The 23,514-nt window shown below is 39.5% G+C and carries 19 protein-coding genes; 5 read left to right on the plus strand and 14 right to left on the minus strand.

What is annotated here, in order from left to right:
- Both carA and Q0E03_RS03075 read right to left on the minus strand, forming a co-directional pair.
- The gene (carA, locus tag Q0E03_RS03070; RefSeq protein ID WP_297129423.1) at positions 1-1,089 is read right to left on the minus strand and encodes a glutamine-hydrolyzing carbamoyl-phosphate synthase small subunit; all 1,089 of its coding nucleotides are present in this window, start codon (positions 1,087-1,089) and stop codon (positions 1-3) included.
- Positions 1,076-2,347, minus strand: coding sequence for a dihydroorotase (locus Q0E03_RS03075; protein WP_297129425.1), 1,272 nt, complete (start codon positions 2,345-2,347; stop codon positions 1,076-1,078). The genes carA and Q0E03_RS03075 overlap by 14 nt, the downstream gene beginning before the upstream one ends.
- 160 nt (positions 2,348-2,507) lie before the next feature.
- On the opposite strand from Q0E03_RS03075, the gene Q0E03_RS03080 reads away from it, so the two are divergent.
- Entirely contained in the window at positions 2,508-3,425 is a 918-nt protein-coding gene (locus Q0E03_RS03080; RefSeq protein ID WP_297129428.1) for a carbohydrate kinase family protein, read from the plus strand.
- Between the two features lie 54 nt (positions 3,426-3,479).
- Here the strand turns inward: Q0E03_RS03080 and Q0E03_RS03085 are convergent, their stop codons facing one another.
- The 6 genes from Q0E03_RS03085 to Q0E03_RS03110 all read right to left on the minus strand — a co-directional run bounded on the left by Q0E03_RS03085 (position 3,480) and on the right by Q0E03_RS03110 (position 10,890).
- On the minus strand, positions 3,480-3,902 hold the full coding sequence (locus Q0E03_RS03085; protein ID WP_297129430.1) for a GNAT family N-acetyltransferase: 423 nt from the start codon (positions 3,900-3,902) through the stop codon (positions 3,480-3,482).
- An 88-nt stretch (positions 3,903-3,990) separates the two neighbouring features.
- On the minus strand, positions 3,991-5,985 hold the full coding sequence (gene ftsH, locus Q0E03_RS03090) for an ATP-dependent zinc metalloprotease FtsH (protein WP_297129432.1): 1,995 nt from the start codon (positions 5,983-5,985) through the stop codon (positions 3,991-3,993).
- Positions 5,985-7,301 (minus strand): tRNA lysidine(34) synthetase TilS, encoded by a 1,317-nt coding sequence (tilS, locus tag Q0E03_RS03095; RefSeq protein WP_297129434.1) that lies wholly within the window; start codon positions 7,299-7,301, stop codon positions 5,985-5,987. The genes ftsH and tilS overlap by 1 nt, the downstream gene beginning before the upstream one ends.
- A complete protein-coding gene (gene dnaB, locus Q0E03_RS03100) occupies positions 7,276-8,643 on the minus strand; it encodes a replicative DNA helicase (protein WP_297129436.1) in 1,368 nt (455 codons plus the stop codon). Before dnaB ends, tilS begins: the two co-directional genes overlap by 26 nt.
- A gap of 18 nt (positions 8,644-8,661) precedes the next feature.
- Positions 8,662-9,105 carry a 50S ribosomal protein L9 gene (gene rplI / locus Q0E03_RS03105; RefSeq protein WP_297129438.1) on the minus strand — a complete coding sequence of 148 codons (444 nt, stop codon included), beginning with the start codon at positions 9,103-9,105 and terminating at the stop codon, positions 8,662-8,664.
- A gap of 12 nt (positions 9,106-9,117) precedes the next feature.
- Positions 9,118-10,890: a ribonuclease J gene (locus tag Q0E03_RS03110; protein ID WP_297129440.1), complete on the minus strand. Its 1,773-nt coding sequence runs from the start codon at positions 10,888-10,890 to the stop codon at positions 9,118-9,120.
- Positions 10,891-11,041: 151 nt separating this feature from the next.
- On the opposite strand from Q0E03_RS03110, the gene rnhA reads away from it, so the two are divergent.
- On the plus strand, positions 11,042-11,479 hold the full coding sequence (rnhA, locus tag Q0E03_RS03115) for a ribonuclease HI (protein ID WP_297129442.1): 438 nt from the start codon (positions 11,042-11,044) through the stop codon (positions 11,477-11,479).
- Positions 11,480-11,500: 21 nt separating this feature from the next.
- Here the strand turns inward: rnhA and Q0E03_RS03120 are convergent, their stop codons facing one another.
- Positions 11,501-12,448 carry a DMT family transporter gene (locus tag Q0E03_RS03120; RefSeq protein WP_297129445.1) on the minus strand — a complete coding sequence of 316 codons (948 nt, stop codon included), beginning with the start codon at positions 12,446-12,448 and terminating at the stop codon, positions 11,501-11,503.
- Positions 12,449-12,501: 53 nt separating this feature from the next.
- Positions 12,502-13,437: a hypothetical protein gene (locus tag Q0E03_RS03125; protein WP_297129448.1), complete on the minus strand. Its 936-nt coding sequence runs from the start codon at positions 13,435-13,437 to the stop codon at positions 12,502-12,504.
- Positions 13,438-13,567: 130 nt separating this feature from the next.
- Here Q0E03_RS03125 and tsaA point away from each other — a divergent pair, with 130 nt between their 5' ends.
- Both tsaA and Q0E03_RS03135 read left to right on the plus strand, forming a co-directional pair.
- Positions 13,568-14,245 (plus strand): tRNA (N6-threonylcarbamoyladenosine(37)-N6)-methyltransferase TrmO, encoded by a 678-nt coding sequence (tsaA, locus tag Q0E03_RS03130; RefSeq protein ID WP_297129450.1) that lies wholly within the window; start codon positions 13,568-13,570, stop codon positions 14,243-14,245.
- A complete protein-coding gene (locus Q0E03_RS03135; RefSeq protein ID WP_297129452.1) occupies positions 14,235-14,969 on the plus strand; it encodes a YlmH/Sll1252 family protein in 735 nt (244 codons plus the stop codon). Before tsaA ends, Q0E03_RS03135 begins: the two co-directional genes overlap by 11 nt.
- A 62-nt stretch (positions 14,970-15,031) precedes the next feature.
- Here the strand turns inward: Q0E03_RS03135 and Q0E03_RS03140 are convergent, their stop codons facing one another.
- From Q0E03_RS03140 to uvrB, 4 genes are all read right to left on the minus strand, one after another.
- On the minus strand, positions 15,032-16,429 hold the full coding sequence (locus Q0E03_RS03140; protein WP_297129454.1) for a uracil-xanthine permease family protein: 1,398 nt from the start codon (positions 16,427-16,429) through the stop codon (positions 15,032-15,034).
- A 36-nt stretch (positions 16,430-16,465) separates the two neighbouring features.
- Entirely contained in the window at positions 16,466-17,098 is a 633-nt protein-coding gene (gene upp, locus Q0E03_RS03145; RefSeq protein WP_294835492.1) for a uracil phosphoribosyltransferase, read from the minus strand.
- A 107-nt stretch (positions 17,099-17,205) separates the two neighbouring features.
- Positions 17,206-20,025 (minus strand): excinuclease ABC subunit UvrA, encoded by a 2,820-nt coding sequence (gene uvrA, locus Q0E03_RS03150; protein WP_297129457.1) that lies wholly within the window; start codon positions 20,023-20,025, stop codon positions 17,206-17,208.
- 2 nt (positions 20,026-20,027) lie between these two features.
- A complete protein-coding gene (gene uvrB, locus Q0E03_RS03155; RefSeq protein WP_297129459.1) occupies positions 20,028-21,986 on the minus strand; it encodes an excinuclease ABC subunit UvrB in 1,959 nt (652 codons plus the stop codon).
- A 183-nt stretch (positions 21,987-22,169) separates the two neighbouring features.
- Here uvrB and Q0E03_RS03160 point away from each other — a divergent pair, with 183 nt between their 5' ends.
- Complete coding sequence (locus Q0E03_RS03160) at positions 22,170-23,504, plus strand: exo-alpha-sialidase (RefSeq protein WP_297129461.1); 1,335 nt, start codon at positions 22,170-22,172, stop codon at positions 23,502-23,504.
- Positions 23,505-23,514 lie beyond the last annotated feature (10 nt).

Here is a 23,514-nt window from a genome sequence, read left to right on the forward strand (position 1 = left end):
TTATTCAGCCTCCTTTGCCATTAAATCAATAAATTTATCAAACAAATATGCACTGTCCTGCGGACCCGGTGCAGATTCAGGGTGATACTGAACAGAGAACAACTTATTTTCCTTTGATTCAACACCCTCTGCTGTATTATCAAGCAAGTTTTTGTGTGTCAATGTGAGTGGTGTGTTTTCAAGACTGTCAACATCAACAGCGTATGAATGATTTTGTGATGTAATTTCAATCTTGCCTGTTTCAAGATTAACAACAGGATGATTTCCGCCTCTGTGACCAAATTTCATTTTGAAAGTCTTTGCTCCTAGTGCAAGAGAAATCATTTGGTGTCCAAGGCAAATACCAAAGATTGGAAGTTTGCCGTGAAGTTCTCTTACAAGGTTGATGACAGGTTGTACATATTCAGGGTCACCGGGACCGTTTGAAAGGAACAATCCATCCGGACGAAGTTTGAGAATTTCCTCTGCAGGAGTGTCAAACGGAACAACTGTTACATTGCAACCCTTTTCATTAAGTTTTCTGACGATATTAAGTTTGATACCGCAGTCGATTGCAACAACATCATATTTATGATTTGGTGTACGTGAATACCAACGCTTTTTGCAAGAAACTCTTGAAACCATATCAGTTGGAATAACATATGCTTTAAGTTCTGCATACGCCTCATCATACGGCTTGTCTGCATCGCAAATCATAACCTTTTGGCTACCCTCGTTGCGAATAATACGGGTAATCATTCTTGTATCAACACCGCTGATACCCGGAATATCGTATTCGTCAAGAACTTCCGAAAGGGTTTTGGTATATCTGAAGTTTGACGGTAAATCGTTATACTCTCTGACAATCAAACCGCCCATAGTTGGGATTCTTGTTTCGTAGTCATCATCGGTCATACCATAGTTACCAATAAGAGGATATGTCATACAAACCATTTGATCAGTGTATGACGGGTCGGAAATAATTTCCTGATAACCGACCATAGAAGTATTGAAAACAATTTCGTTTATAGCTTGCTTGTTTGAGCCAAAGCCATAGCCATAAAATTCCATACCGTTTTCAAGAATTATTTTTTTATCATAAGGCTTCATAAACTATTTTCCCTCCACACATTGTCAATATATTTTTGCCTTGAAGTTGCCAACCTTCAAACGGAGTTGCTCTGCCCATAGACAAAAAGTCATCAGGGTCAACAATCCATTTTGATTCAAGGTCGAGCAATGCCAAATCGGCAACTTCGCCCTCCTTGATTTCGCCACCCGGCAAATCAAATATTTTTCTCGGATTAACACTCATAAGCTCAATGAGTTTTTCAAGAGTGATAAAACCGGATTTTACAAGTTTTGTATACAGTACCGCAAAAGAAGTTTCAAGACCGACAACGCCCATTGCAGAACCGGCAAGTCCTTTTGACTTTTCTTCAGCCGAATGCGGTGCATGGTCAGTTGCAATCACATCAATTGTGCCGTCAAGTATTCCTTGAAGCAACGCTTGTTTATCTTCTTCGCTGCGAAGAGGAGGATTCATCTTAAATCTTCCGTCCTCTTGCAAATCCTTGTCGCACATCGTGAGATAATGCGGTCCTGTTTCGCAGGTGACATTAACTCCTCGTGCTTTTGCTTTACGAATTATATCAACGCTTTCCTTGGTTGAAATATGGCAAACATGATACCGAACGCCTGTTTCTTCTGCAAGTTTGCAATCTCGTTCAATCTGCTCATATTCAGAAGCGGAGCAAATGCCCTTATGTCCGTGAGCCTTGCAATATTCACCATCGTGAATATATCCGCCGTGAAGCAAATCGTTAACCTCGCAATGAGCTGAAATAACCTTGCCGATTTTTGCACATTGCTCCATAGCAAGTCTCATATCCTGCTCGTCCTGAACGCCTGTTCCGTCGTCACTAAAGCCAACGGCAAGTTCCTTTAACGCATCAAAATCAACAAGCTCTCCTCTGCCTTTTCTTCCCTTTGTAATTGAAGCAAACGGGTAGGTGTTGATTACCGCATCTTTTTTGATTAAATCAAGTTCAATACCGATATTCTCGACACTGTCAGGAACAGGATTGATATTAGGCATTGGGCAAACAGCCGTGTATCCGCCCTTGGCAGCTGCAAGAGTGCCTGTCCTAATCGTCTCTTTATAAGAAAAACCGGGCTCTCTGAGATGTACATGAACATCCACGAAACCCGGAATTAAATACTTATCCTGTGCAAAAAAAACAGCGTCAACTCCATTTGAAGAAATGGAGGTACCAAGGGTATTGATTTTACCGTCTTTAATTAGAACATCAAGTTTTGAAAATCCCGCTCCCGCATATACGAAAGCGCCCTTAATTAGTGTTGTCATATCGCACCTCTTTCGGAATTTAATTATATAATAAATCAGCAAAATAGTCAACCGAAAATTAAGAAATTAAATAAATATTTTTATACACCGGATTTATTGACATAAAAAGTTTGAAGCAATATAATTAAATTATAATTTATTCATATAAAGGAGATACGCTATGGCTTTTATAGCAGGTGCTGGTGCAACAAATGTTGACCTGCTCTATCAGGGAATGGAAAGAATACCGGATGTAGGCGAAGAACTTTACTGCAAGGATTTTGACTTACAACTCGGCGGCGGTTTTCCGGCTACACTTATTAACCTCGGCAGACTAGGAATTGAAACCAAAATCGCTACGGAACTCGGAAATGACATCTTTTCGGAATTTGCCAAAGACAAATTTTTACAAAACGGCGTTGAACCGACAAATCTTTATGAGGGCGATAAAATTCCGCTCAACATCACATCGGCAATTATATTACCTAAGGACAGAACATTTTTTACATACGGCAAAGGTTCTATTGAAGCTGACGATAATGCAAAAGAAAAGTTTTTTCAAATAGCCAAAGGCAGCAAAATCACAATGATGCAACTTGGCGGATTTTTGGATGTGTACAAAAAACTTCATGAAGGCGGAACAAAGCTTGTACTTGATACAGGATGGGATGACGATATGAGCTTTGAAAAATACGCAGACTATCTTGAAATTGCCGATTATTACACACCAAACCAAAAGGAAGCAAAAAAGATAAGCAACACATCAACTTCCGAAGAAGCCGCACAAGCACTTACAAAATATTTTGATAATGTTGTTGTAAAAGTTGACAAAGACGGTTGTATCGGAATTGACGAAAACGGCAGTTTCTTTGTACCGAGTATTGACGAATTCAAAAATGTTGATTCAACAGGTGCCGGTGACGCTTTTCTTTCAGGGTTTATGTACGGACTTTTCTATGACAAGCCGCTCAAAGAATGTGTACTCCTCGGCAACATTACAGGCGGAAAGGCTGTAACAAAAGTCGGCGCTCTTTCTGCATACAATACTGAGCAAGAATTGCTCAATTATTTTGAAAAGTACAAATCATTTATAGAATAAATAATTAAAGTGTGCATTTTAACTATGCGCACTTTTTATATTTGATATATGCTTTTATAATTGCTTCAGAAAGCGGATTTGTTCTTTTTCATTATCATAGCCTAAGTTACGGTAAAATGCGTGAGCCTCTTTTCGTGAAAAACCGGAATTAACCCTAATTAAATCAACACCTTTATTTTTTGCCCAAGTTTCAACTTCACCGAGAAGTGCTCTACCATAGCCTTTATGTCTGAACTCACTATTCACGGCTAACCCTTGAATATTGACCATACTTTTATAATATAGAGTATTATACATTTCAGCGTGGACAAAACCGACAATTTTACCTTCTGTTTCTGCCACATAAACCTTTTCACGGTTTGTGTCAATATTTTCAAGCCTGTATTTTACAAGCTCCGGTTCACATTTATAACCCAAATCGTCAGTTGCTACTTTGCATATTCCCAAATAATCATTTACTTTAGCTTCTCTGAGCATAAAATCACCTCAAGACTAATATAACATACACTTTTTACATAAACAAGTACATAAATTAAACGGCGTAACCGATGCTACGCCGTTTTGTTTATTCTTCCGTATTTTCCGTGTTTTCGGTTTGAGTTGCTTGTGCTGTTTCAATTACTTCACTTTGTGCTTCTGCAACGGTTTCAATTTCTGCAGGAGCATCATCGGTTGAAGATGTTTCTTCTGAAGTCGGGAGTGTGCCGAACTTCATCAAAGACTCAAATACTTCGCCTGAAATCTTTTCTTTTTCAAGAAGAGTGTTTGCAACAAGTTCGAGCTTGTCATAATGCTCTTTAAGGATTGCAACGGTTTTTTCATATGCTTCACGCATAATCTTTTCAACTTCTGCATCAATACGAGCCGAAGTAGCCTCGGAATAATTGTTTACATGACCGTAGTCCTTGCCGAGGAAAACTTCACCGTTGCCGCTGTCATATACAACAGGACCGATATTATCGCTCATACCGTACTTGATTACCATATCACGAACAATCTCGGTTGCACGCTGAAGGTCGTTTGATGCACCTGTTGAAATGTCATCAAGTGCAAGTGCTTCCGCAACACGACCGCCAAACATCGAAACAAGATTGTCGAGCATTTCTTTGCGAGAATTATAGTTTTCCTCCTGTGGAGTATACCAAGTGTATCCACCTGCACCAAGTCCACGAGGAACAATCGAGATTTCTCTTACAGGGTCGTGACCCTCGATGTAGAAAGATGCAACAGCGTGACCTGCTTCGTGGAAAGCGGTGAGTTTCTTTGCTTTATCCGAAAACTTATGAGATTTCTTTTCTGTACCAAGTTCAACTCTTGATGTGGCATCAATAATATCTTGAAGCGTGATAGCCTTTTTCTTTCTTCTGACAGCAAGAAGTGCAGCTTCGTTCATAAGATTTTCAAGGTCTGCACCTGTAAATCCGATTGTGTCCTTAGCAATTTCGTGCAAATCAACATCAGGAGCAAGAGGCTTGCCCTTTGAATGAACTTTGAGTATATCCTCTCTGCCTTGTGCATCAGGACGGTTAACAGTAATCTGTCTGTCAAATCTTCCCGGACGAAGAAGAGCAGGGTCAAGAACATCAGGTCTGTTTGTAGCCGCAATGACAATAACGCCTGAATTTGAGCCGAAACCATCCATCTCAACAAGAAGCTGATTGAGAGTTTGCTCTCTTTCATCGTTACCGCCGCCCATACCTGTACCACGATGACGGCCTACTGCATCAATTTCATCAATAAATACAATGCAAGGTGCTTTTTTCTTTGCTTGTTCAAACAAGTCACGAACACGGGACGCACCGACACCGACATACATTTCAACAAAGTCTGAACCTGAAATGCTCAAGAAAGGCGCACCTGCTTCGCCTGCAACAGCCTTTGCAAGCAAGGTTTTACCTGTACCCGGAGGGCCGACAAGAAGAACACCCTTTGGAATTCTTGCACCGAGTTCGGTGTATTTTTCGCTGTTTTTAAGGAAGTCAACAAGTTCTTCAAGTTCTGCTTTTTCTTCTTCACAGCCCGCAACATCTTCAAACTTTTTGTCGGATTCCTCACCCGATTGAGTTTTTGATTTTATCTTGCCAAAGCCCAAGGTTCGATTGGTTTCACTCGAAATTGAGCCTGTCATTTTTCTCATCAGCCATACAAACATCAGCACGATAATGATAGTAAAGATAAATGTCGGCAACATACTCATCCACCAAGTATTGGTTGAGCCTTTTTTGTAGTTATAGGTTATAGGCTTATCAGGATGAGCATCATTGTAATCTTTAACATAATCGCTGATATCATCAAGAAAATATGATACACTCGGAACTGTATATTTGTTGATAGTTCCCTTTTTGTCGGTAGTGAGTTTATAGGTCAACTGACCCGAACTCAAATCAAGTTCGTACTCACTTACCTTATCGGTGCGGAACAAATTTACAATCTCGCTGTAATTTGTTGTGACAGCATTTCTGTTTTGACCAGAAAACAAAAATATTGCACCGATGAGCATAATCGGAATCAAAATATAAAATATTATTGATTTCCAATTTTGAGAAAGATTTTTTCGCATTAAATTTTGTCCTCCAAAAGAATCTTTAATAGAAGAATATTTTTTGTTGAAGAATCGGGCTTAACCCTTTCGTCAACACAATAGCCGTAAACTCCGATAACGCCTTTATCATCGCATATAATCGGAACGCAGGCTCTTTTTTCAATATTTATGCCAAGCTCGTTAAAAAGCTTTTTAAGTGTCTTTGTGCACCCTCTGCCGGCAGGCGAAATTTTGTCGTTTTCCATTCTGCCTCTGACACAAATATTACCACTTATTTTATCACAGTCGCAAAAGAAGTCAAATTTTTCAAGCCATAATTTACAGTTAGTTAAAAATTCGTCGTTAGTTATTATTTGTTTATTCACAAATAGGTTACCGAAATCAACGGTTTGATTCATTTTTGCATATCGCAATTTACCCTTTTCGCAAACAACAAAATTGTCATTTGCAATTTGGAACTTGCCGTTTGACTTGATTAATTCAATAATTCCGCCAAGATGACAATCATCAACAGCCACGCCGTATGCAGACAAATACTTGATGATAACTCGCTTTGAAACAGCAACATTATAAGAATTGAGTAACAAAACATCCAAAGCCTCGTTATCAAAACACTGTTTATAGCAATCATTAACTACTGAATTAATAAAACTTTCGTCCTCGTTTATACTTTCAATCATTCTTGAAACCGTTGTTTCAAAAGACGGATTGAGCCTCTTGAAAAGAGGAACGATGTTTTGTCTGATATGATTACGACTGTAAGCATCGTCAAAATTTGTGCTGTCAGTCCTAAAAGGAATACTGTTATTTTTGCAAGCCTGTCTGATTTCTTCACCTGTACAAGTAAGAAGTGGTCGGATAATATTATCTCTCACAGGCGGAATACCGCACAAGCCCTTTGCCGAAGTGCCCCTCGACATACGAAACAAAACCGTTTCGACATTATCGGAAAGATTATGCGCAGTTGCGATTTTATCGGGATTGAATGAATTGAAAAATTCATATCTTTTAATCCTTGAATATTCCTCAACACCCAATGAGTTTTGCTTTGCTTCATCAACAGCATTTATAGATATTGTTGTAAATTCAACACCTTTGCTTTTGCAAAACTGCTTTACAAACTCTGTGTCTGCAACAGATTCCTTACCCCTTATGCCGTGCTCTACATTTGCAACCAAAATACGCAAATCAAGTTCTTCTCTTTTTGAAAGAAGATAACACAAAAGTGCCATAGAATCTGCGCCGCCAGAAACACCGACAACAACAAAATCGCCGTGTAACAGCATATTATATTTTTTAACAAGCAAATCAGCTTTGGCTGTAATCTCTAACATTGTCTATACTTCTAAATCTTGTGAATTCCTTATCAAAGGTCAACTGAATTGTTCCAACGCCGCCGTGACGGTTTTTAGCCACGATAAGTTCTGTGAGATTTTCATCAACCTCATCACGCTCTTCTTCGGAAAGTTCGTTTCTGTAATAATCGGGACGATACAGGAACATTACAATATCAGCATCCTGCTCGATAGAACCCGATTCACGAAGGTCAGATAACTGCGGAGTATGTGTTTTGCCTCTGCCCTCTGTACCACGGGAAAGCTGTGCACAGCAAATAACAGGAATATTCAAATCCTTTGCCATCATTTTGAGGTTTCTTGTGATTTCGGACACCTCTTGTACACGGTTCTCCTTATGTACGGCAGACTGAATAAGTCCGAGGTAGTCAATCAAAATACAATCAACATTCTTCAAACGACGAACTATTGATTTAATTTCAGGAACAGTAATCGCCGCTGTATCATCAAGATAAAGTTCAACATCGTGGAATGCCGAAAGTGCGTTACCGAGTCTAATCCACTCATCGTTTGAAAGTTCACCTGTTCTGAATTTTTGCGATTCAATACCGGCTTGAGAAGCAAGCAATCTTTCTGCAAGCTGTTCCTTTGTCATTTCAAGTGAGAAGAAAACACAGCGCTTTCTTGCACCCATAGTGATGTTCTGTGCAAGGTTAAGAGCAAACGAAGTTTTACCCATAGCAGGACGAGCACCGATAAGAATAAAGTCGGATTTATTAAGACCTGTAATATACTTATCAAGAAGACCGAAACCTGTTGAAATTCCGAGATAGTCCTCTTTATTCTCACCCGTTCTGTTTTTTAATTCGGGATAAACCTTGTTCATAATGACATCGGCAATTTTTTCAGGACCTTTACCTGTTTTGCCTTCACGAATGTCATAAATTCTTTGTTCAGCACTGTCAAGAATATTGTTTGCAGTGCCAACACCAGTTGTTGCATCTTCAATAATACTCTGCGAAACTTGAATGAGATTACGCAAATAGTACTGTTCTTGAACAATTTTGGCGTATTTTTCTATATTAGCGGTTGACGGAACGACATTTGCAAGTTGCATAAGATAATCCTTACCGCCTGCCAAATCGTACTTTCCATCTTTTGTAAGAGCATCGGCAATGATAACAGGGTCAATAGCACCGCCGTTATTCATAAACTGATAGTCCATTGCGCTGTATATAGCCTTATGCTGAGGAAGATAAAAATAATCCGCACGCAAATAAAGGTTTGCATCAGCCATACACTTATTATCAATCAGAATACTGCCGAGGACACTCTGCTCCGCTTCAAGATTATATGGTAATGTAACATTTAATTCTGCCATTTTAAATTACCCTATAAATTATAATTCCGTAACTTGAACGCTGATTGTTGCAACAACGCCCTGATAAACCTTAACTTCGGCTTTAACTGTGCCAAAAGCCTTGATGTCTGTCATTGATATTTTTCTCTTATCAATATCGATGTTCATTTCTTCTTTGATTTTAGCGGCAACATCCTTTGCGGTTACAGAACCGAAAAGTTTGCCGTTAACTCCTGCCTTTGCTTTGAGAGCAAAAGTTTTGCCGTCAATTTGAGCCTTAACTTCTTCGGCAGCCTTGATTTCCTCTGCCTTGTGGAACTTCTTTGACTGCTCTTTATTATTAAATTCGTTCATTGCAGTTGCGTTTGCTTCAACAGCAAGACCCTTTGGAAAAAGGAAGTTTCTTGCGTATCCGTCACTTGCATTTACCAAATCGCCCTTTTTACCGAGTGATTTTACATCTGCCTTTAAAATTACTTTCATATCAATTCTCCTTTATATTTCCATAAAAATTGGAAGTATCATAGGTGAGCGCTTTGTTTTTTCATACATAAGACGAGAAATTTCGTCACGCACCTTTGTTTTAACCGAATTCCAGTCGTGATACTTGCTGTCGTACTGCTCATCAATAACTCTGCAAGCGAGGTCACGGGCAGCATTCATAAGTTCCTCGTTATCTTTTACATAAACAAATCCACGAGAAACAATATCAGGACCCGAAACAACATAACCGCCGTGCGCATCAATGGTTGCAACAACGATAATCAAGCCGTCCTGCGAAAGTCGTTTACGGTCGTTGAGAACAACATTTCCGACATCGCCGACGCCGAGTCCATCAACATAAACATCACCTGACGGAACAGTGCCGACTTTTTTAATATACGAATCTGTCAACTCTATAGTTTCGCCGATTTCCGCAATATAAATATTCTTTTCGTCAATACCCATTGCTCTTGCAAGCTGTGCATGCTTCATCAAATGCTTTTGCTCACCATGGACAGGGATGAAATATTTAGGCTTTACAAGTCCTATCATCAATTTCAAATCTTCTTGACAAGCGTGACCAGATGCGTGAACTTCATACATCTTTTCATAGATAACCTCTACACCACGCTTCATAAGAGCATTTACAACACCGCCGACCATTTTTTCGTTGCCCGGAATTGGAGTTGCAGAAATAATAACATAGTCGTTGGGAGTAATTGTGACCTTCCTATGCTCACCGAAAGCCATTTTTGTCAAAGCGGACATAGGCTCACCCTGTGAACCTGTTGTGATAATAACAAGTTTATCATCAGGATAATTTTTGATGGTGTCAATCGGGATAAGAATATTCTTTGGCACATTAAGATAACCTAATTCCTCGCCGACCTTCACAAGATTTTCAAGGCTTCTGCCGATAACGGCAACCTTTCTGCCTCTTGCGTTTGCAACATCAATAATCTGCTGAACTCTGTGAATGTTTGAAGCAAAGGTTGCAACGATAATTCTCTTGTTCTTTGCTTTGCGGAAAAGAAGTTCAAAACTTTCACCGACATTCTTTTCGCTCATAGTACAACCCGGACGCTCTGCGTTGGTTGAATCGGAAAGAAGCGCAAGAACACCCTTTTTGCCATATTCTGCAAAACGAGGTAGGTCAATCATATCACCGTCAACAGGTGTTGTGTCAATCTTAAAGTCGCCTGTTTGAATAATAATTCCGGCAGGACATCTGATTGCAAGACCGACTGCGTCAGGGATTGAGTGGTTTACATGGATTAATTCAATATTAAACGAGCCGAGTGTGATGTTATCTCTCGGCTTAATCTCAACAAGTTTTACCTTATTGAGAAGTCCGTGTTCCTCAAGTTTACCCTTAATAAGACCGATTGTGAGCTTTGTTGCATAAACAGGAATATTAACCTGCTTCAAAAGATATGCAAGACCGCCGATGTGGTCCTCATGTCCGTGAGTTACAATTATGCCTCTGATTCTTTCTTGATTATTGATTACATGAGTAAAATCAGGAATAACAAGGTCAACACCCGGAAGTTCTGCTGTTGGAAACGCAAGACCGCAGTCAACAATGAACATATCGCTTTTGTATTCGTAAAGCGTCATATTCTTTCCGATTTCATTCATACCGCCTAAAAAAGAAATGCGTACTTTCTCCTGCTCAATAGGCGGGAGAGATACCGCTTTCTTCGGTGCTCTCTTTTTCGTGTAATAGCGACGCTTAGAATTCCGTTTTCTTTCGTCACCTGTAGGCACCTTTTTTTGATTTGTCATTAATTAAAAATCCTCCTTAAAAATATTTTTTCCGTGCATAAACAATTAAATATATTTTAAATTATTATAACGCTGTTGTCAAGGAATATTAAAATATAATCCATATTGATTATTATCAAAATTAATGATAAAATATACCTCGGTGATAAAAATGAAAGAAATAAACATTTATACAGACGGTGCGTGCAGCGGAAATCCCGGACCGGGAGGCTGGGGTGCAGTATTGGTATATAAACAAACAGAGAAACAACTTTCAGGCAGTGATAAAAACACAACCAACAACCGTATGGAAATGACTGCGGTAATTGAAGCACTAAAAGCACTCAAAGAGCCATGCAAGGTTATCCTCACAACAGACAGCAAATATGTTTGCGATGCAATAAACAAAGGTTGGGTTTATTCATGGAAAAAGAATAATTGGAAAAAATCCGACAAAAAACCTGCACTCAATGTGGATTTGTGGGAAGAAATGCTAAAACAGCTTGACATTCACGAAGTCGAATTTGTATGGGTCAAGGGTCATAACGGGCACAAATACAACGAAATATGCGACAAATTGGCTGTTGAAGAATATCAAAAATACTTATAACATAAAGAAAATCGCTGTGATTTACAACGATTTTTCTTTTTTATTTTTATTAAATTTTAGATTAACGATAACCATTCCGCCAACAACGCAAAGCAAACCGATAAGCTTATAAACTAACTTGCCGTTATCTTCACCAAGGAGAAGATAAGAAAGAGCAAAGCCGAAAATCGGCGTCATCGTGCCGCAAACTGTAACTCTTGAAACATCGTTATATTTTAGCAAAACTCCCCAAAGCGAGTATGCTATTGCTGAAATAAAGCCGAGATACAAAAGAATAAGAACGCCTTTTATATTATCGGTTGCAACTTTTCCGCCCATAGCCAAGCCGACAACTGTCATTACTGCACCGCCAAGCATAAATTGATATCCTGAAAGGACGGCAGGTTCATCGTCATTGCTGTATTTCTTCATAAAAACAGATGAGCAAGCATATGAAATTGCCGAAATCAAGAGCATAATGTCGCCAAACTGAAACGAAAATCCTTGTCTGCTTCCCGAAAGTCCTGCAAGCACAACACCTGAAAAGCCAAGCAAACTGCCAATGATTTTTGACACGGTAAACTTTTCCTGCTTGAAAATAAAAACAGAAATGATTATTGCAAAAAATGTGCTTGAGCCATCAATAATGCTTGATTTCACTCCTGTTGTGTGTGCAAGTCCTATATAGAAAAACAAATATTGCAAGACTGTTTGGAACAATGCCAAAACGCAAACTTTGCCGACTGATGTCTTTTTAGGCTTAACGAATTTTTTATTAACTGCGCTAAATATAGCAACTGTCAAAACACCCGCAAGAATAAAACGAATACCTGCAAACAGAATTATCGACGCAGTATCTAATGAATCGATGTTAAAAAGGTTATATCCAATTTTAATTACGGGAAACGCACTGCCCCAAAGGCAACAACAAATCGCCGCCATTCCCCAAACAATAAAAATATTTTGAAGTTTTTTACTTGAATCTTTCATATTTTCGCAAAAATAAAGGTAGCACTAAGCTACCTTTAAATCTTTATAAAATTTTATTTAATTGTTACAAGGTGATCCTTGAGATATTGGTCAGAAGCCGGGAAGTGGTTTGTGTACTTGACATCAAGTGATGCATTCTTATTCTTGATGATTGCAACATTAGCGTGCTTTACATCAATATGAACGTGCATGTCATAATCAGCTTCTACAATTTCCTTGTTAGCAACATTTATCTTAATAGTACCTGTACCGCCGGCATAGTTAACAACGAAATTCTCATCAATAGTACCTTCAGAGAACGAAAGAACTGTAATACTTTCTACAACGCCTGAAATGTCACCAAGAACATTGAAGAAACGACCCTGTGAGTCCTCCCCAGGCATAGCAAGAAGCTGAGCTTTTGGCTGCAATACCATTGTAATTGTGCCGTCGCCATTATCAGTAACATTTACTGCAAGAATGTCATCAGGAGTAAGATGAGATACAGTTCTGTCAACCTTTCCGCTGCTTGTTTCCTGCCAGTCATTCTTTGGCTCAAGAGAGTTACTAGGTGACAAACTCTTTACACCACCTTTGAAAAGAGGACCAACAATACCAGGAACGAGCTTATTAATGGTATCGTTTGACTTACCGTCAACAAGAAGATTTTTAACTTCAAGATTTTCATCACCGAGAAGCTTATATGCTTTGATAGGGCTTCCGTCATATGTACCGTCAACTGTCATAGTCTTTGTGTTATTGTAACATTCAACATAATAGTTAACTGCATCTTCAGCTGTATCAAGCTTTACTCCGCCGTATGTACCTGCTTTGAATTCATCAATTACAGGTTCATCTACAAACTCGGTTGAGCCTGTTTCCTGTTGCTGTGCAACCTTAGCAGGTGACACGATTACAATTATAGCAGTTGCTATTACCAATAGAATTAGGACAACAGAAAGGAATCTGTTGAACTTTGCAAGTACTGACTTATCTTTTACTTTAGCCATTTAAATTTTCTCCTTACAAGATATTTCTACTATATAATACATTAAAACAATCACAAATTCAACATATTTTTTTAAATTTTCAAAAATATGTGTTATAATACTGTTAAAAATAACTAAATCGGAGGTCAAAATGGAAATAAAACCTATTGCAAAAATCATCAATGACTATGACAGCAAATTCGCTGTACCACGGCAAAGCGGGCTTGTTAACGATATAAAATCCACTATTATTTTTGAAAAAGAATATGCTGACGAATCAGCTTTTAAAAGAATTGAAGAATTTAGCCATTTATGGTTAATTTGGGGATTTAGTCTTAATTCTCACCCATCAAATTCATTAACTGTCAGGCCTCCTCGACTTGGCGGAAACGAAAAGGTCGGCGTTTTTGCAACACGTTCCCCTTTCAGGCCTAACCCCCTCGGACTGTCAAGTGTTAAACTTGAAGCGGTAGAAAAAGATGAAAGCGGAAAAACAATTCTTATTGTCAGCGGTGCCGATTTGGTTTCAGGCACACCAATATATGATATAAAGCCGTATATTACTTTCAGCGACTGCCATCCGGATGCAATCAGCGGATTTGCAGAGGAAAAGAACGGTGCAAAACTAAAGGTTGAAATTGATGATGAATTATTACATAATATTGAAGCAGACAAGCAACACACATTAAAAGAAATTTTAGCAGACGACCCACGACCTGCATACCACGAGGACGGACGACAATACGGTTTTAAATTTGCAGGCAAAGAAATAAAATTCAGGGTCAACAATGATATTTTGACCGTAACGGAGATTTCAGATGGAGAATGAAACATTGCTCAAAAAGAGGCTTGCAGAGTTATCGCACAGAGCATTTGAAAGAGGTTATACAACCTATTCAACTTTTTTGAATTTGCAGGAAATCAGCATATTAAAAGCACTGAAATTAGACAGCAAGTACAATTTATTCGGCGGATACGAAAATGCCGACAGGTGCGTTGCATCATTCAGCAATGATGAAGTATACTCCTACCCTATTGTTTGTATTAAAATTGAGCCTTTACAACAAAAGTTTTCCGACAAATTCACCCACAGAGATTTTCTCGGTGCACTTATGAATTTGGGAATTGAACGAGAAATGCTCGGTGACATAAAAATTCTCAACAACGAGGGGTATTTGTTTTGCCTTGACAAAATCAGCCAATACATTGTTGACAATCTTTCATCAATCAAGCACACCTCCGTGAAGTGCAAAATCATTGATGACATTCCCGAATTGTTCAATCAACTCCCTGACGAGGAAGAATACATTGTTTCGTCATTGAGAATCGACACCGTAGTTTCTGCCGTGTTCAAAATGTCACGGAATTCAGCTTCGCAACTAATCAATCAAGAAAAGATATTCATAAATTCAAAAACGGTCTATAAAGACTCTGTACAGCTCAAAGAGGGCGATGTGGTATCGGTTCGAGGCTATGGAAAATTCATATATTCTCAAACTGTCAACGAAACTCGCAAGCACAAAATGGTTGTTGCAATAAGATTATACAAATAAGAAAGCATAAGAAAAGCACGAAGCGCAAAACTTCGTGCTTAATTATTTTAGTCAACAAATTATTATTTGTTTTTACCGTAATCAGACTTAATATTAACCTGAGCAGACACTGTGTCAGACTGAAAAGCCTTGTCAGGGTCAAAGTCCTTTTCAGGGAAAATGATATTCAAGACAATACCTGCGATTGATGCACAAGCAAGTGATGAAAGAGTGATTGTAGCTGAACCGACTGTGAATGTGATACCACCTGACAAGCCAAGAGCCACAACAAGGATTACAGCAGCAATGATTGTGTTACGAGCCTTTGAGAAATCAACTTTCGCTTCAACAACATTGCGAACACCGATAGCAGAAATCATACCGTAAAGAACGAATGAAATACCTCCGACAACAGCGGGAGGAATTGACTCGATAAGAGCGGCAAACTTTGGTGAAAGGCTGAAGAATACTGCGAAGTAAGCAGCAATTCTGATTACTCTTGGGTCATAAACCTTTGAAAGAGCAAGAACGCCTGTGTTTTCGCCGTATGTTGTGTTTGCAGGTGCACCGAAAAGAGATGCAAGAGTTGTTGCAAGACCGTCACCGAGAAGTGTTCTGTTAAGACCCGGGTCATTGATGAAGTTCTTGTTGCAAGTAGCTGAAATAGCTGAAATATCACCGATGTGCTCCATCATAGTAGCAATTGCGATTGGAACAATAGCAATGATTGCAGAAATAGCCTTTGACTTATCCGAAACACCGCCGAATACGGTTGATGACCATTCAATAGGGTTGCCGATCCAAGGAGCAGCCTTTACTGCCGAAAAGTTGATAGCAAAGTTTTCAACACCGCCGACATTGCCGACTAACACAGCGACAAGATATGCACCGACAATACCCAAAAGGATTGGGATAATCTTAATCATACCCTTACCGAAGATGTTGAAAATGATAACAAGTGCAAGCGCAACGATTGCAAGCCACCAGTTTTTGCTGCAGTTTGTAACAGCTGAAGGAGCAAGACCGAGACCGATTGCCATAATGATTGGACCTGTTACAACAGGCGGAAAAAGTTTCATAACTTTGTTTACGCCGACAGCCTTAATTAATGCTGCAACGATGAGATAAACAAGTCCTGCGCACGCAACACCGAGGCACGCATAAGGGAGCATTTCTTTGTTTCCGCTTCCGTCTTCATTGAGCGGTGCTACTGCAAGATAACCACCGATAAATGCAAATGATGAACCGAGAAATGCAGGAACTTTAAACTTTGTGAGGCAGTGGAACAAAAGTGTTCCGAGGCCTGCAAACAAAAGTGTTGTAGAAATTGAAAGTCCTGTTAAGAGCGGAACTGTTACCGTTGCTCCAAACATAGCGAACATATGCTGGAAGCCGAGGAGAAGCATTTTCGGCGTGCCGAGTTGACGGGCATCATAAATGCCATCCTTACCTATTTTAATTTTTGATTTTGTTTTAGCCATTGTTTTTTCCTCCGTTTGATAAGTTAAACTTAATAATTATTTAGTACCGAAAATTCTGTCGCCTGCATCACCGAGACCCGGAATGATGTAGCAATCTTCGTTTAACTTTTCATCAAGAGCCGCACAATAGATGTCAACATCAGGATGTGTTTTTTTGAGTACCTCAAGTCCTTCCGGAGCGGCAATCATACACATAAAGCAAATCTTGCGAGGGTTTCTGAGTTTAATTTGAGAAATAGCATCTACTGCCGAACCGCCTGTTGCAAGCATTGGGTCAACAACATAAACATCTCTCTTGTCAATATCCTTTGGCAATTTGCAATAATACTCAACAGGTGTGTGTGTGGTTTCGTCACGATAAAGACCGATATGACCTACTCTTGCACTCGGAACCATCTTAAGGCAACCGTCTACCATACCGAGACCTGCACGCAAAATCGGAACAAATGCAAGCTTACGACCTGCAAGCTGATTGCACTTTGCAATTCCGCAAGGTGTTTCAACCTCAACGGTTTCCATAGGCAAATCTCTTGTGGCTTCAAACATCATAAGCATAGAAATCTCATTAACAAGTTCTCTAAAATCCTTTGTGCTTGTTTCTACATTTCGAAGAATACTTAGCTTATGTTGAATAAGCGGATGATCGAAAATGACAACTTTTCTTTCCATAAAGTTACTCCTTTTAAACAGTTATGACATAAAATGACATATTTTTATCCTTACTATAATATCAAAAGGCACTTTAGTTATCAAGGATAGTTACACGATTGTAATAATTACAGAAGCTTTTTGAGATACTGTCCCGTATAAGATTTTTTCACCTTGGAAACCTGTTCAGGTGTTCCCTGTGCAACGATTTTACCGCCGCCTTTTCCTCCCTCGGGTCCAAGGTCGATAATATGGTCGGCACACTTGATTACATCAAGATTATGCTCGATAACAAGGACCGTATTGCCCGTATCAACAAGTTTATTAAGAACATCGAGAAGCTTGGAAACATCGGCTGTATGAAGCCCTGTTGTCGGTTCATCAAGGATATAAATCGTCTTGCCTGTTGAACGCTTTGCAAGTTCCGTTGCAAGCTTAACTCTCTGTGCTTCGCCACCCGAAAGAGTTGTGGCAGGCTGTCCTAATTTGACATAACCGAGACCGACATCCGACAAGGTTTGAAGTTTTCTTGCAATCTTTGCGTGGGTTGAGAAAAATTCAAGTGCTTCATCAACAGTCATTTCGAGCACATCATAAATACTCTTGCCTTTAAACTTTACATCAAGGGTTTCTCTATTATATCGTTTTCCGCCGCAAACCTCGCACGGAACATAAACATCCGCAAGGAAGTGCATTTCAATTTTTACAATACCGTCGCCCTGACAAGCCTCGCATCTGCCACCCTTGATATTGAACGAAAATCTATTTGGACCGTAGCCCTTTGCTTTTGCATCATTTGTTGAAGCGTATAAATCTCTGATATCATTAAACACACCCGTATATGTTGCAGGATTTGAACGAGGGGTTCTGCCAATAGGTGATTGGTCAATATCAATAACCTTGTCAAGGGCGTCAACGCCTTTAAATGACGAAAACTTACCTGTGTGTTTTTTTGCGTGGTTGAGGACATTGCAAAGATACTTGTATAGAATCTCATTAACAAAAGAAGATTTACCCGAACCTGAAACGCCTGTTACAGCAACAAATTTGCCGAGCGGAATCTCAACATCAATATTTTTAAGATTATTTTCCTTTGCACCGAAAACAGTTAGTTTTTTACCGTTGCCCTCTCGCCTTTTTGTCGGCACGGGAATGCTTCTCTTACCGCTCAAATATTGACCCGTTATGCTGTTTTCGCAAGCCATAACTTCTTCCGGAGTGCCTGCTGCAATCAATTCACCGCCGTGTATGCCTGCACCCGGACCGATATCAACAAGGAAATCTGCCGCACGCATAGTGTCCTCATCGTGTTCAACGACAATCAATGTATTGCCCAAATCACGGAGATGTCGGAGAGTTTCAAGCAATTTTTCGTTATCTCTTTGATGAAGTCCGATTGACGGTTCATCAAGAATATACAGCACACCCATAAGAGATGAGCCGATTTGAGTTGCAAGTCTGATTCTTTGAGCCTCACCGCCCGACAAAGTGCCCGATTCTCTTGCAAGTGAAAGATAGTCCAATCCAACAGAATTAAGAAAAGTAAGTCGTTCTTTAATCTCTTTAAGAACAAGATTTCCGATCATTTGCTCCTTTTCTGTCAATTCAAGATTATTGACAAAATCAAGTTCTTCCGATACAGACATTGAGCAAAATTCATATATATTTTTACCGCCGACAGTAACAGCCATAGCCTCGGGTTTTAATCTTGAACCTTTGCACTCGCCGCAAGTACATTCCTGCATAACTTCTTCAATAGCAGTTCTTGCATAATCGGAAGTAGTTTCGGCATATCTTCGTTTAAGATTATTTACAATACCCTCAAATTCACTCAAATATGTTCCGCTACCGTAAGAAGTAACACGCTTCATTTTCAATTTTTTGCCGTCTGTTCCATAAAGGATAGCGTGTAAGCCCTCATCATTAATCATTTCAACGGGCATATCAAGAGAAAAGTTATATTCCTTTGCAAGAGCGTCCATATACATTCTTGCAATAGAACTGCCCTCTGCAACATTCCAACCGCTTGCCTTGATTGCTCCTTGATTAATCGACATTTTTTTGTCGGGGATAATCAAATCGGGATCAATTTCTTTGAATGTTCCGAGTCCGTCACATTTTTTACAAGCACCAAAAGGATTGTTAAACGAGAACATTCTCGGACTCATTTCCTCAATTGACACTCCGTGTTCTGGACAAGCATAATTGAGCGAGAACACTTCCTCATTTTCACCGTTTATATCAACAATCAGCAAGCCGTTGCCGATTTTAGTAGCAGTTTCTACGCTGTCGGTAAGTCGTGATTGAATACCAACTTTGATTACAATTCGGTCAACAACAACTTCTATATTATGTTTTTTTGTTTTGGACAGTTTTATTTCGTCCTGCAAATCAACAATTTCTCCGTCAATTCTGCAACGAACAAATCCCTGCTTGCGAATATCATTGATTTCCTTTACAAACTCACCTTTTTTACCTCTTGCGATGGGTGCTAACACCTGAATTTTTGTGCGTTCAGGCAATTCGAGAAGTTTATCAACAATTTGGTCAACGGTCTGCTGAGTGATTTCTCTTCCGCACACAGGGCAATGCGGTATACCTATTCTCGCCCACAAAAGTCGAAGATAATCGTAAATCTCCGTTACAGTTCCGACTGTTGAACGCGGATTTTTTGAAGTTGTTTTTTGGTCAATGGAAATTGCGGGAGACAGTCCCTCAATATAGTCAACATCAGGCTTGTCCATTTGACCGAGAAACATTCTTGCATATGACGACAAAGATTCAACATATCGTCTTTGACCCTCGGCATAAATAGTATCGAATGCTAATGAGGATTTGCCCGAACCCGAAAGACCCGTAAACACAACAAGTTTATCTCTCGGTATTTCTATATCAATATTTTTCAAATTGTGCTCTCTTGCACCTTTAACAACAATGTTTTTAATCATATTCAGTCCTCGTCACTAAGTTCTTTAATCTTATCACGAAGAAATGCAGCATGCTCAAATTCAAGCATTTTAGCCGCTTCTTTCATTTCTCGTGTAAGTTTTTCAATCATTACCCTGCGTTCCTTTGCCGTCATTCGTTTATTATGCTCGTCAAACGCTTCTTTAGTAGTGATTTCAATAACATCACGAACATCTTTTTTAATTGTTTTCGGAGTGATATTATGCTCTTTATTGTATTCTTCCTGTATTTTTCTGCGTCGCACGGTTTCGGTAATTGCTCGTTCCATAGAAGGCGTAACGCTGTCGGCATACATAATAACTTCGCCGTTTTCGTTTCTCGCCGCTCTGCCGATTGTCTGGACAAGCGAAGTTTCGGAACGCAAAAATCCCTCTTTATCGGCATCAAGAATTGCAACAAGTGACACTTCGGGAATATCAAGGCCCTCACGAAGCAGATTAATACCGACTAAAACATCAAACTTTCCAAGTCGTAAATCTCGGATAATTTCCATTCTTTCAATGGTGTCAACATCATGGTGCATATATCTAACCTTGATGTCAAAGCCCTCAAGATAAGCCGTTAAATCCTCCGCCATTTTCTTTGTAAGAGTAGTTACAAGCACTCTTTCTTTGCGTTCAATTCTGATATTGATTTCGGACAATAAGTCGTCCATTTGGTCATCTGTCGGTTTAACTGTGATGATTGGGTCAAGCAATCCTGTCGGTCTGATTACCTGTTCAACAATCTGCGTAGAATTTTCTTTTTCAAACTCTCCCGGAGTTGCAGAAGTGAAGATAACCTGATTGATTTTGCCGTAGAATTCATCGAAAGTCAACGGACGATTGTCAAAAGCAGACGGAAGTCTAAAGCCGTAATCAATAAGACTTCCCTTTCTTGAACGGTCACCGCCGTACATTCCACGCACCTGCGGAAGCATAACATGGCTTTCATCAACAAACATAAGAAAATCATCGGGAAAATAATCAATGAGTGTAAACGGTGCTTCGCCAGGTTTTCTGTCACTCATAATTCTCGAATAATTTTCAATGCCTTTGCAAAATCCTGTTTCTTCGAGCATTTCAATATCATTCATTGTGCGTTCCTTGATGCGCTGTGCTTCAAGGAGCTTGCCGTTAGCCTCAAAATACGCAACTCGGTCAACCATTTCATTGTAAATCTCATTAAGTGCTTTTTTGAGTTTTTCCTGACTGACAACATAGTGCGATGCAGGATAAATAACGCAAGAACTCAACACGCCCTCAACTTTACCCGTAAGAGGATTAATCTCGCAAATTCGGTCGATTTCGTCACCAAAAAATTCAACCCTGACCGCATTTCCCGAACTTCCCGCAGGATAAATCTCAACTGTATCGCCACGAACACGAAACTTATTACGAACAAAATTAATATCATTTCGCTCATACTGAATTTCAACAAGTTTATGAATAAGCTCGTCACGTTCTTTTTCCATACCCGGTCGCAACGAGATTACCATTTTTTTATAATCAAGCGGGTCACCGATTGAATAAATGCACGAAACGGATGCAACGATAATAACATCTCTACGCTCCGACAAAGCCGCAGTTGCACTATGACGGAGTTTGTCGATTTCGTCATTTATAGCACTGTCTTTTTCGATATAAGTATCGGTCGTCGGCACATAAGCCTCCGGTTGATAGTAGTCATAATAAGAAACGAAATACTCAACTGCATTTTCAGGAAAAAACTCCTTAAACTCAGAGCAAAGCTGTGCCGCAAGTGTTTTGTTATGAGCCAAAACAAGTGTAGGTCTGTTTACTTTTTCAATGATATTTGCCATTGTAAAAGTTTTACCCGAACCCGTAACACCCATAAGAGTTTGCTCTTTGTCGCCTCGTAAAACGCCCTCTGCAAGTTTTTCGATCGCTTGTGGCTGGTCACCTGTCGGCTTAAATTTGCTGACTAATTTAAATTTGTCCATATCATCAACTCACTATTTTTTGCTAAAAATCTATAATCACTATATTATACAACAAATGTTTCAATTATTCAATAGCAAGTATTTGGTATTAAGTTCATCTATATTTAATATTTTGTGTATTGAAGTGCAGATAAGAGTTTGCTATAATATAGGTTATAAATTTATATATTAAGGGTGATTATGATGGCTAACAAACAAACATTGTTTTGCGGAACCAACACAGAATTTTTGTCCGCAGAACTTACAAAAGAAGCAAATGAATCCAATAGCGGTGTTGCTTTCCGTATTCCGAGTTTGGTGAATGTTGACGGCACACTTGTTGCCGCAATCGACAAGGCTCATGTGCCTACGGATTGGGGCTTTATTGAAATCGCTGTCAGAACAAGCACAGACGGCGGCAAAAACTGGAGCGACATAAAAACTATCGCCACACCGCCTGCAAGAGTTATCAATTCCGACAAAGAAAATACCGCAACCGCATTTTACATTGACCCTTGTATGGCTGTTGCACCAAACGGTGACATCGTGCTTCTTGTTACATATTATCCCGAATCAAAAGGTCTTTTCAACAAAAAGATGATGGACAAGAACAAAGTTGCTTATGCAAGTTTTGACGGAAAAACCGTTCCGCTCATTTATGACAGAGAGGGCAATTTCTACTATGTTCTTGAAAGCGGAAAAGTTCTTGACAAATCAAAGAAAGCCACAGCGTACAAGGTTAACTTTACTGACGGTGAGCTTTACGAAAATGACAAATACATTGGCAACATCTTCCTCAACGGTGCAAAGAGCAAGGACAATGCAGCAGAGAGCACAACATACGGTGCACCGCTCAAAGCTGTTAAGAGAAGCTACGTGTTTATGCTTCGTTCATCCGATAAGGGTACGACATGGTCAAAGCCTGTTGACATCACCGGTGACATTCTCAATCAAAACAGAGACGGCTTCTTCCTTGGAATTGCTCCGGGTAACGCAATCACAACAAAGAGTGGCAGATTGGTATTCCCTCTTTACACACTCAAAGGTTCTGTTTGTATTTATTCTGATGACAACGGCAACACTTGGAGAAGAAACGAGGCTGTGCCATTCACTCCAAACATTGACGAATGGACACTTGCAGAAGGTCCTGACGGAAATCTTTACTCTTTCTCAAGAGCAAGAGGCTACAAGACAACGCCTGCCGCAATTTCATACGACAACGGCATAAGCTGGGCTAAAACAAAAAATGCTAAATTCAAAGCACCAAAATGCCAGAAGAACTGCTTTATTGACGGCGAAAAAGTATATGTTTCTCACCCATCAAAGAAAGGCAGAAATGACGGTGTTATCTCAACAGGTACTTTTGAATACGACAAAAAAGGCAAGTGCAAGGGCGTCAAATGGTCAAAAGAGGACATCAAGATTAACGAAGGTTTCTTTGCATACAGCTGTATGACAAAGATTGACAACAACACAATCGGTATTCTCTATGAAGATCAACCAAGCTCACACATTGTTTTTGAAACAATCAAACTATAATTAATTAAAA

The organism is uncultured Eubacterium sp. (assembly GCF_934525195.1).
In the GTDB taxonomy this organism is placed as follows: domain Bacteria; phylum Bacillota; class Clostridia; order Oscillospirales; family Acutalibacteraceae; genus Eubacterium_R.